4 protein-coding genes, 1 tRNA gene and 1 rRNA gene are annotated in these 10,755 nt (G+C 68.6%); 1 reads left to right on the forward strand and 5 read right to left on the reverse strand.

Annotated elements, in window-relative coordinates; translation table 11 throughout:
- Window positions 1-9: 9 nt before the first annotated feature.
- Together ACZ7M2_RS43970 and ACZ7M2_RS43975 are read right to left on the reverse strand one after the other, a co-directional pair.
- Window positions 10-693 carry a response regulator gene (locus ACZ7M2_RS43970; RefSeq protein WP_054228614.1) on the reverse strand — a complete coding sequence of 228 codons (684 nt, stop codon included), beginning with the start codon at window positions 691-693 and terminating at the stop codon, window positions 10-12.
- 301 nt (window positions 694-994) lie between these two features.
- Window positions 995-6,490, reverse strand: coding sequence for a HAMP domain-containing protein (locus ACZ7M2_RS43975; RefSeq protein WP_471600074.1), 5,496 nt, complete (start codon window positions 6,488-6,490; stop codon window positions 995-997).
- A 422-nt stretch (window positions 6,491-6,912) separates the two neighbouring features.
- Between ACZ7M2_RS43975 and ACZ7M2_RS43980 the strand changes: the two genes are divergently transcribed.
- The gene (locus tag ACZ7M2_RS43980) at window positions 6,913-9,660 is read left to right on the forward strand and encodes a SpoIIE family protein phosphatase (RefSeq protein WP_471600075.1); all 2,748 of its coding nucleotides are present in this window, start codon (window positions 6,913-6,915) and stop codon (window positions 9,658-9,660) included.
- A 64-nt stretch (window positions 9,661-9,724) separates the two neighbouring features.
- Here the strand turns inward: ACZ7M2_RS43980 and ACZ7M2_RS43985 are convergent.
- From ACZ7M2_RS43985 to rrf, 3 genes are all read right to left on the reverse strand, one after another.
- Window positions 9,725-9,800, reverse strand: a tRNA-Thr gene (locus tag ACZ7M2_RS43985).
- Between the two features lie 84 nt (window positions 9,801-9,884).
- Window positions 9,885-10,547, reverse strand: coding sequence for a DegT/DnrJ/EryC1/StrS family aminotransferase (locus ACZ7M2_RS43990; RefSeq protein ID WP_471600082.1), 663 nt, complete (start codon window positions 10,545-10,547; stop codon window positions 9,885-9,887).
- 114 nt (window positions 10,548-10,661) lie between these two features.
- Window positions 10,662-10,755: ribosomal RNA gene (rrf, locus tag ACZ7M2_RS43995) — 5S ribosomal RNA — on the reverse strand; the annotation flags it as partial.

Raw genomic sequence — 10,755 nt, forward strand, 5'->3', positions numbered from 1 at the left:
CCTCGGAGGTCAGTTCTGCGACGGCACCGACGGCGCGCCGCTTCCCGTGCCCGGCTCCAACGCGTCCAGCGCCCGGCGCAGTCCCGTGAGTTTGCGTTCGAGATGGGCCGCGGTCGCCACCGCCGCCGCGTCCGCCGAGTCGTCGTCGAGCTGCTTGGACAGCGCCTCGGCCTGCTCCTCGACGGCCGCGAGCCGCGCGGAGAGTTCCGCGAGGAGACCGGCCGGCTCCTTGGCCGAGCCGAGCGCCGTCTTGCCGCCGCCCTCCAGCTGCAGCCGCAGCAGCGCTGCCTGCTCGCGCAGTTGGCAGTTCTTCATGTAGAGCTCGACGAAGACCGAGACCTTCGCGCGCAGCACCCATGGGTCGAACGGCTTGGAGATGTAGTCCACCGCACCCGCCGCGTACCCCCGGAAGGTGTGGTGCGGGCCGTGGTTGATCGCCGTGAGAAAGATGATCGGGATGTCCCGAGTCCGCTCACGCCGCTTGATGTGCGCCGCGGTTTCGAAACCGTCCATTCCAGGCATCTGGACGTCCAGCAGAATGACCGCGAAGTCGTCGGTCAGTAGCGCTTTGAGCGCTTCCTCTCCGGACGATGCCCGTACCAGTGTCTGATCGAGCGCGGAGAGGATCGCCTCCAGCGCCAGCAGATTCTCCGGCCGGTCATCGACCAGAAGGATCTTGGCCTTCTGCACCATGGCCCGCCCTCCTCGCCCCGGCAGTGCACCGGGCGCCGCCCCAGAGGACGACTCCCTTGCGTCGCCCGTCCTTGTGCCGGTCATGGTAGCCGCACCCCGCCTGTCGCCACACCCTGTCACCGCGATGTCACTGTGCACGTAGCAGAAACGTAGCGGGAGACCAGAAGGTTCCCCGAATCCCGCACTTCTACACGGCTTCGGCCACCGTCAGTTATACGACGTCGGGCGCCCCGCGCCGCCGACTCGGCGCGCACAGCCCGGCTTCCGGGCCGCCGACACCACCCGGCGACACCCATCCCGCTCACTCCTCGCGCATCCACTGCTCCATCACGGAGAGCAGATGGTCGGGATCGACCGGCTTGGTGACGTAGTCGGACGCGCCGGACTCGATGGCCTTCTCCCGGTCGCCCTTCATCGCCTTCGCCGTGAGCGCGATGATCGGCAGCCCGGCGAACTGCGGCATCCGGCGAATCGCCGTCGTCGTGGCGTAGCCGTCCATCTCGGGCATCATGATGTCCATCAGGACGACCGTCACATCGTCGTGCTGCTCCAGCACCTCGATGCCCTCACGGCCGTTCTCGGCGTACAGCACCGACAGGCCGTGCTGCTCCAGGACGCTGGTGAGCGCGAACACGTTGCGGATGTCGTCGTCGACGATCAGCACCTTCTCGCCCTCGAACCGGATGCCTCGGCGCGGCTGCGGCGCCGCCTCCTGCTGAACCCCGGCCGCCCACTGCTCCTGAGAGGCACCCGCGGCCCCGTTCGGCCCCGGCAGCCCCGGGCGCTGCTCGGTCGTGGGCAGCGCCCTGCGGCGCCGCCTGAAGAGCGCGGCAGGCCCGTTCTGCGTCTCCTGGTACGACTTCACCTCGGCCGGCGTCTCGATGTCGACCCCGGACAGCTCCGCCTCCGAGGCGAGCAACTCCCCGGCCCCCAGGGCGGGCGCGAGCTGTCCGTAGCCCTGCGGGGGCAGTTCGCTCGGGTGCAGCGGCAAATACAGCGTGAACGTCGAACCGCGTCCCGGCTCGCTCTGGGCGTGGATCTCACCGCCCAGCAGACGCGCGATCTCCCGCGAGATGGACAGCCCCAGACCCGTACCGCCGTACTTCCTGCTCGTCGTACCGTCCGCCTGCTTGAAGGCCTCGAAAATCACCCGCATCTTGCTGGCGGCGATCCCGATGCCGGTGTCGGTCACCGAGAACGCGATCAGACCGGCATCCGCGTCCCGCAGCGAACCCGCCTCCAGGAGCTGCTCCCGGATCGCCACCGGGACATCCGCGCCGGCGGGCCGGATCACCAATTCGACCGCTCCGGAGTCGGTGAACTTCACCGCGTTGGAGAGCAGGTTGCGCAGCACCTGAAGGAGGCGCTGCTCGTCGGTGTGCAGCGTGGCGGGCAGTTCCGGCGACACCCGGACGGAGAAGTCGAGGCCCTTCTCCGCGGTCAGCGGACGGAAAGTGGCCTCTACGTAGTCGACGAGTTGGACCAGCGCGATGCGGGTCGGCGACACGTCCATCTTGCCCGCCTCGACCTTCGACAGATCGAGGATGTCGTTGATCAGCTGAAGCAGGTCGGAACCCGCTCCATGGATCGTTTCCGCGAACTCGACCTGCTTCGGCGTCAGGTTCGACTCGGCGTTGTCGGCGAGCAACTTCGCGAGGATCAGCAGGGAGTTGAGCGGCGTGCGCAGCTCGTGCGACATGTTCGCCAGGAACTCGCTCTTGTAGCGCATGGAGACCGCGAGCTGCTCGGCACGCTCTTCCAGGACCTGCCGCGCCTCCTCGATCTCGGTGTTCTTGACCTCGATGTCGCGGTTCTGCTGGGCCAGCAGCTCGGCCTTGTCCTCCAGTTCCGCGTTGGAGTCCTGAAGGGCCTTCTGCCGGTTCTCCAACTCCGCCGAGCGCTCCCGCAGCTGCTCGGTGAGCTCCTGCGACTGCTTGAGCAGCACCTCCGTCTTGGTGTTGACGGAGATGGTGTTGACGCTCGTCGCGATCATCTCGGCGATCTGGTTCAGGAAGTCCTTCTGGATCTGCGTGAACGGCGTGAAGGACGCCAGCTCGATCACACCCAGCACGGTCCCCTCGAAGAGCACCGGAAGCACGATCACCTGCGCCGGGGGCGCCTCGCCGAGCCCGGACGAGATCTTCAGGTAGCCGCTCGGCGCGTTCTCCACCAGGATCGTGCGCTTCTCCTGCGCGGCCGTCCCGATCAGCGCCTCTCCGGGCCGGAACGACGTCGGCATGGAGCCCATCGAGTAGCCGTACGAACCGAGCATGCGCAGCTCGTAGGCGTCCTCGTCGTTGCCCGCCTCCTTGCCGTCGACCAGCGGCATGGAGAGGAAGAACGCGCCGTGCTGCGCCGAGACCACCGGCGTCAGCTCACTCATGATCAGCGAGGCCACGTCGTCGAGGTCGCGGCGCCCCTGCATCAGGGCGGAGATACGGGCGAGGTTGCCCTTGAGCCAGTCCTGTTCCTTGTTGGCGATGGTGGTGTCGCGCAGGTTGGCGATCATCTTGTTGATGTAGTCCTGAAGTTCCTGGATCTCGCCCGAGGCGTCCACGTCGATCTTCAGGTTCAGGTCGCCGCGGGTCACCGCGGTCGCCACGCGCGCGATGGCACGCACCTGCCGGGTCAGGTTCCCGGCCATCTCGTTCACCGACTCGGTGAGGTCGCGCCAGGTGCCGTCGACGTCACGCACGCGTGCCTGGCCGCCCAGTTGCCCCTCGGTACCCACCTCGCGGGCGACTCGGGTGACCTCCTCGGCGAAGGACGACAGCTGGTCGACCATCGTGTTGATGGTGGTCTTCAGCTCCAGGATCTCGCCGCGCGCGTCGATGTCGATCTTCTTGGTGAGGTCGCCCTTGGCGATGGCCGTGGTGACCATCGCGATGTTGCGCACCTGCCCGGTCAGGTTGGACGCCATCCCGTTCACGGACTCGGTGAGGTCCTTCCACGTACCGGCGACACCCGGGACGTGCGCCTGCCCGCCGAGGATGCCGTCCGTGCCCACCTCGCGGGCCACCTTGGTGACCTGGTCGGCGAACGAACTCAGCGTCTTCACCATGGTGTTGAAGGTGTCGGCGAGCTGCGCGACCTCGCCGCGCGCCTCGATCGTCACCGTACGGGTCAGATCGCCGTTGGCGACGGCCGCGGCGACCTGGGAGATGTTGCGCACCTGCATGGTCAGGTTGTTGGCCATCAGGTTCACGTTGTTGCTGAGGTCCTTCCAGATGCCCGTGACACCGGGCACATGGGCCTGCCCGCCGAGGATGCCCTCGGTGCCCACCTCGCGGGCCACCCGGGTCACCTGCTCGGCGAAGGACGACAGCTGGTCCACCATCGTGTTCACGGTGGTGACGAGTTCGAGGATCTCGCCCTTGGCGTCGACGGTGATCTTCTTCGACAGGTCACCCATGGCGACCGCCGTCGTGACCTCGGCGATGTTACGGACCTGGATGGTCAGGTTGTTCGCCATGAAGTTCACGGACTGCGTGAGGTCCTTCCAGGTGCCGGAGACACCCTGCACCTCGGCCTGACCGCCGAGCATGCCCTCCGTACCCACCTCACGGGCCACCCGCGTCACCTGCTCGGCGAAGTTCGAGAGCTGGTCCACCATCGTGTTGAGGGTGTTCTTCAGCTCCAGGATCTCGCCACGCGCGTCCACGTCGATCTTCTGCGACAGGTCACCCCGCGCCACCGCGGTCGCGACCTGCGCGATGTTGCGCACCTGGGCGGTGAGGTTGCCCGCCATGCCGTTCACGGAGTCCGTCAGGTCGCGCCACACGCCGGCGACGCCAGGCACCTGCGCCTGACCGCCGAGCCGGCCCTCCGTACCCACCTCACGGGCCACCCGCGTCACCTGGTCCGCGAAGGCGGAGAGCTGGTCGACCATCGTGTTGATGGTGTTCTTCAGCTCCAGGATCTCGCCACGCGCGTCCACGTCGATCTTCTGCGACAGGTCACCCCGCGCCACCGCCGTGGTGACCTGGGCGATCTGCCGTACCTGCGAGGTCAGATTCCCCGCCATGAAGTTGACGGAGTCGGTGAGTTCCTTCCACGTACCGGACACGCCGTCCACGCGGGCCTGACCGCCCAGGCGGCCCTCCGTGCCCACGTCCCTGGCCATCCGCGTCACCTGGTCGGCGAACGAGGACAGCTGATCCACCATCGTGTTCACGGTGTTCTTCAGCTGGAGCATCTCTCCGGAGACGTCGACCGTCACCTTCTGAGACAGGTCACCGTTCGCGACCGCCGTCGTCACCTGCGCGATGTTGCGGACCTGACCCGTCAGGTTCCGGAACGCCGTGTTGACGGAGTCGGTGAGGTCCTTCCACGTACCGGCCACACCCGGCACCTGCGCCTGGCCGCCCAGTTCACCCTCGACACCGACCTCGCGCGCCACGCGCGTGACCTCGACACCGAACGACGACAGCTGGTCGACCATCGTGTTGACGGTGTTCTTCAGCTCCAGCATCTCGCCGGCCACGTCGACGGTGACCTTCTGCGACAGATCACCGTTGGCCACCGCCGTCGTCACCGCGGCGATGTCCCGCACCTGAGTGGTGAGGTTCCGGAAGACCGTGTTGACGGAGTCCGTCAAGTCCTTCCACGTCCCCGCCGCGCCCGGCACGTTCGCCTGACCGCCGAGCCGCCCCTCGCCACCGACCTCGTTGGCCACACGCGTGACCTCGTCCGCGAACGTCCGCAGCGTCTCGGTCATCTGGTTGATCGTCTCGGCGAGCTGCGCGACCTCGCCGCGTGCGGAAACGGTCACCTTCTGCGACAGGTCACCGCTCGCGACCGCCGTCGTCACCTGCGCGATCCCGCGCACCTGGGCCGTGAGGTTGCCGGCCATCAGGTTCACCGAGTCGGTGAGGTCCTTCCACACGCCGGCCACACCGGGCACCTGCGCCTGGCCGCCGAGCTCGCCCTCGGTGCCCACCTCGCGGGCGACGCGGGTCACCTCGGAGGAGAACGAGGACAGCTGATCCACCATCGTGTTGACGGTGTTCTTCAGCTCCAGCATCTCGCCGGCCACGTGAACCGTGACCTTCCGGGACAAGTCGCCCTTCGCGACCGCCGTCGTCACGAGAGCGATGTCACGTACCTGAGCCGTCAGCCGGTACGCCATGGTGTTGACCGAATCCGTGAGGTCCTTCCACGAACCGGACATTCCGCGCACCCGGGCCTGCCCGCCCAGCTTGCCCTCGGTGCCCACCTCACTGGCCACGCGCGTGACCTCGTCGGTGAACGTCGACAGCTGGTCGACCAGGTTGTTGACCGTCCGTCCGACCTTCAGGAACTCCCCGCGCAGCGGATGCCCGTTGCCGTCCGCAGCCTGCGCCCGCAGCTCCATACGCGGCGACAGATCGCCCTCCGCCACCGCGGACAGCACCCGGCCGACCTCGGAGACCGGTCGTACGAGGTCGTCGACGAGCGCGTTCGACGCGTCGATCGCAGCACCCCAGGAACCCTCACAGGCGCCCGACTCCAGCCGCTCCGTGAGCTTTCCCTCACGCCCGACCACCCGCCGCACCCGCGACAGCTCACCCGTCAGATGCAGATTCCGGTCCGCCACCTCGTTGAAGACAGCCGCGATCTCCGACATCACGCCATCACCGGAGACCGTGAGGCGCTTGCGGAAATTGCCGTCCCGCATCGACACCAGGGCCGTCAGCAGCCTGTTCAGGGCAGCGGTATCCACCTCGGTGGTGCCATTGCGTGGTGTGCGCCGGTTGTTCAGGGACTGTCCGTCTTCTGCGCGCGTCTTACCGCCCCGCGTCGCTGCGCCAGACTCCACTGTGTCCCTCCCGCAAGGGTCGACCATTACTGCTCGGCGTACTCGGGTACTGCTTGCTCGGGTACTGCTGCTCGTGCTCACGTACTACTTGCTCGGCGAACGGGCAGGCACTCAGCCTGTCCGACCTTCTCACTGGAGCTTGCCCAGTGTTTCACCCCGGCTGAACCAGGCCATAACAGTTCGGCAGCTTCGCACATCGTCCGCACACCGCCCGGAAGCGGGCACAGCCTTGTCAAGACGGAAACACAGGCACCTGTCCGAACGGAAACTCTGCCCCTCTCCCGACGGAAACACCGGTGACCGGCATCCGCATGGACGGCGAAGGTAAGTAACCTTGCATGCGGCTGTCCAGCCACACCGGTTTGTCCGGCCTGGACGGTGGCACAAGAACGAGCGGGCAGGCATCGGAGGGGCACCGCACCATGACCACCGGACTGCATCCTGGGGGACAGCCCCAGGATCCTCGGCCGACCGGGAACCAGGCACTGCCCCGGCAGGAGCGGATCGGCCACGGGGCCCCGCACGCCGACAACCGGACAAGGAGTGCTGTGATCACCGCGCGCGCGGCCGCCAGTTTCGATCCCGTCGGGCGATCGGTCGCGACCGCCAGATCCTTCGTCCGCGACACCCTCCAGGGCTGGGGCTTCGCCGACATCGTCGACGACGCGGTGGTCCTGACCAGCGAACTCGTCACCAATGCTGTCGTACATGCGGGCACCTCCGCGGATGTCCTGTGTCTGCGCAGCGACGAAGGCGTACGCATCGAGGTGGCGGACCGCTACCCGGAACGTGAAATTCCACTCCAGGCGACGGCTGTGAACATGGGCAGCCCCGACCGCGAGGGCGGGCGCGGACTCCAGTTGTGCGCCGCCCTGGCCGGCCGCTGGGGCGTCGACTACTCCCCCACGCACAAGCAGGTCTGGTTCCACCTCGCCCTCCCCGATCGCCCGGTCGGCACCCGCACCGCGGGCCCCTCCCTCCCGGCCGACCTCCTTCCGCTCGCCGACGGCCGCGTCCGCGTCGCAGTGATCCAGATCGACCGCGTCGGCGCCATCTCGGCCTGGAACGAGGACGCGGAGGACCTCTTCGGGTACGCCGCCGAGCAGGTCATCGGCAAACCCCTGACCGACCTCGCGGCCTGGCCGCACACCCCGGGCACCAGCACCGGCATCGTCGAGGCCCTCCAACTCTCGCGCTGGGAGGGCACTTACGGACTCCGGGGCGCGAGCGGCCGCGTGACCCCGGTCTACGCCTCCCACCTTCGCGTACGCGACACGGGCGGCGAACCCTCCACGGTCTGCCTCCTCGTACGCGACCACGAACGCGCCGTCCTGCAGACCCCGTTGCGGGCGTCGGCCACCGACACGACGACCAGCTCCGAGGGCCAGGCCACCGACCCCTTCGAGGTCTTCATCGGCTCCCCCGCCCCGGACGACCTGGACGGCCTCCTCCAGCGCACGGTGGAGCGCGCCCGCGACATGCTCGACGGCGACTCCGCCTTCCTGCTCCTCGCGACCGACGACGAGACGGAGTTGGAGGTACGAGCCTCGACGGGCCTGCCCTCCGCCCGCCAGCGCTTCGCCCGCGTCCCCGTCGAGGCGGGCCCCGGCCGCTACGGCTCGGCCCGCATGCCCGCCGTCCACGAGGACCTGACGGTCGTCCCCGGCGCCGTACCGCTGCTGGCCGGCACCGGCATGCGCTCGGTCGTCACGGTCCCGCTGAAGGTCGAGGGCCGCCTCACCGGCTCCCTCGGTGTCGCGGCCGAGGGACCATCCCGCTACTCGAACGAGGAGGCCCTGCGCCTCCAGTTCGCCGCCGACCGCATCGCGCTCGCGGTGGAATCGGCCCGCCTGGGTGAGCTGGAACGCCTGCGCCGCGGCTCGCTGAGCTTCCTCGTCGAGGCCTCCGACCTCCTCGCAGGCACCCTGGACCGCGACCAGACCCTCGCCCTCATGGCCCAGATGACGGTCCCGACCCTCGCCACCTGGTGCGCGGTCTACACGATCGCCGACCAGGCCTCGGACCCGTACCTCTCGTACGTCCTGCACGAGGACGAAGAACGCATCGACGGTCTCAAGGCCCTGCTCTCGAAGATCGCCCCACCGGACCCGGTCCCCACCCCCGGCGCCCGCGTCTGGGCGGCCCCGGGCGAGGCCGCCCACCAGGCGGCCCTGCGCACCTCCATGCGCAGCCTGGGCCTCGGCGAGCCCGCCTCGCTCACCTCCGGCATCGGTACGACCCTGGCGACGGCCGCGGCGGTCGGCGGCGAGACCGTCGTCCTGCCCCTGGTGGCCCGCAACCGCGTCATCGGCATGCTGACGCTCGGCAAGCCCTCCGACGAGCACTTCCGCCAGGAAATCCTGGAACTGGCCGAGGACCTGTCCCGCAGGGCCGCCCTGGCCCTCGACAACGCCCGCCTGTACTCGGAGCGCACGGCCATCAGCCAGTCCCTCCAGCGCAGCCTCCTGCCGCCCGACCTCCCGCACATCGACGGCGTCGAGGTCGAGGTCATCTACCGCGCGGCCGGCGAGGGCAACGAGGTCGGCGGCGACTTCTACGACCTCTTCCCGATCCGTGACGGCGTCTACGGCTTCGCCATCGGCGACGTCTGCGGTACGGGCCCGGAGGCGGCGGCGGTCACGGGCCTCGCCCGGCACGCCCTGCGCCTCCTTGCCCGCGAGGGCTTCGGCGGCCCCGCGGTCCTGGAGCGCCTGAACTCGGCGATCCTGGACGAGGGCGCCCGCAGCCGCTTCCTGACCCTGCTCTACGGCGAGTTGTGGCCCCAGGAGGACGGCAGCGCCATGCTGAAGGTGGTCTGCGCGGGCCACCCGCTCCCGCTCCGCCTGCGCCAGGACGGCACCGTGGAAGCAGCCGCCGAACCGCAGCCCCTCCTCGGCGTCATGGAGGACCTGGAGCTGTATGAGCAGACCGTCACCCTCGACCCGGGCGACGTCCTGCTCTGTGTCACGGACGGCGTCACCGAACGCCGTGAGGGCACCCGCATGTTGGGCGACGACGGCCTCACGGACGTCCTCACCACGTGTACGGGCCTCACGGCGGGAGCGGTGGCCGCCCGCATCATGCGCGCGGTCGAGCGCTTCGCCTCCGACGCCCCGTCCGACGACATGGCGATTCTGGCGATGCGGGTGCCGGGTCTTCAGCGGGACTGAGGTCGGAACTCGACTCCGGGACAGGAGAAAGGCCCCCACCCGCAAGGGTGGAGGCCTTCTCTGCTGGAGCCCCCCAACGGAATCGAACCGTTGACCTTCTCCTTACCATGGAGACGCTCTGCCGACTGAGCTAGGGGGGCCAATCGCCTTTTCGAGGTTTCCCTCGCGGCAACGAAATAGATCATACCCCGAACAGCGGCGTGCTCCCAACCAGTCCCGCCGGATCAGAAGGCGGGCTGCAGCAGTCCGCCGAGCGCATTGCACGCGGAGACGATCCGCTGCATCTCCCGCTTCGTCAACGACGCGTCCACGGGCAGCGCGAGGGTCTCGTCGGCGGCCCGCTCCGTCTCCGGGAGATGCACGTCCCGCCGGAACCCGGGCAGCCGGTGCACAGGTGTCTTCACCGGCACCCAGCACTCAACTCCCTTGGCCCGTATGGCCCGTGCGAAGGCGTCCCGGTCCGGCCGGCCATTGCCGGGCACGCGCACGACGTACTGCTGGTACGTGTGCCCGTCACCGCCGTCCGGCGTGCGCACTCCACTCAGCCGCCCGTCGAGATAGGAGGCCCGCTCCCTGCGCTGCGCGATCTCGTCGTACGGCGCCTCGGACTCGCCCAGTTCCAGCACCAGGAGCCCGTGTCGCTGCCCGACATCCCGCAGTCGCACCATGTCGGCCGACCGACCGAAGCGGTGTACGACGACGACAGCGGTCGACCTCGGGGTGACGGCCGCCTCGACAGCGCCGGCGTCAAGGCAGTAGGTCACCGGGTCTATGTCGGCGAAGACGGCCGACGCACCCACTTGGGCCACGGCCTCCGCGACCTCGACGTTCCCGAACGCCGGCACGATGACCTCGTCGCCGACTCCGACGCCCGCGGCCCTGAGCATTGCAGCTGTACCCATGCCGCGGATGGTTGTCGCGCAAAGTGAACGCAAAGTGTCGGACAACAAAAAAGAGCTGGTCCCCGAACCGAAGTTCGGGGACCAGCTCTTTTAATATGAGTTCGGCGGCGTCCTACTCTCCCACAGGGTCCCCCCTGCAGTACCATCGGCGCTGTGAGGCTTAGCTTCCGGGTTCGGAATGTAACCGGGCGTT

Source organism: Streptomyces sp. NPDC111507 (genome assembly GCF_055638955.1).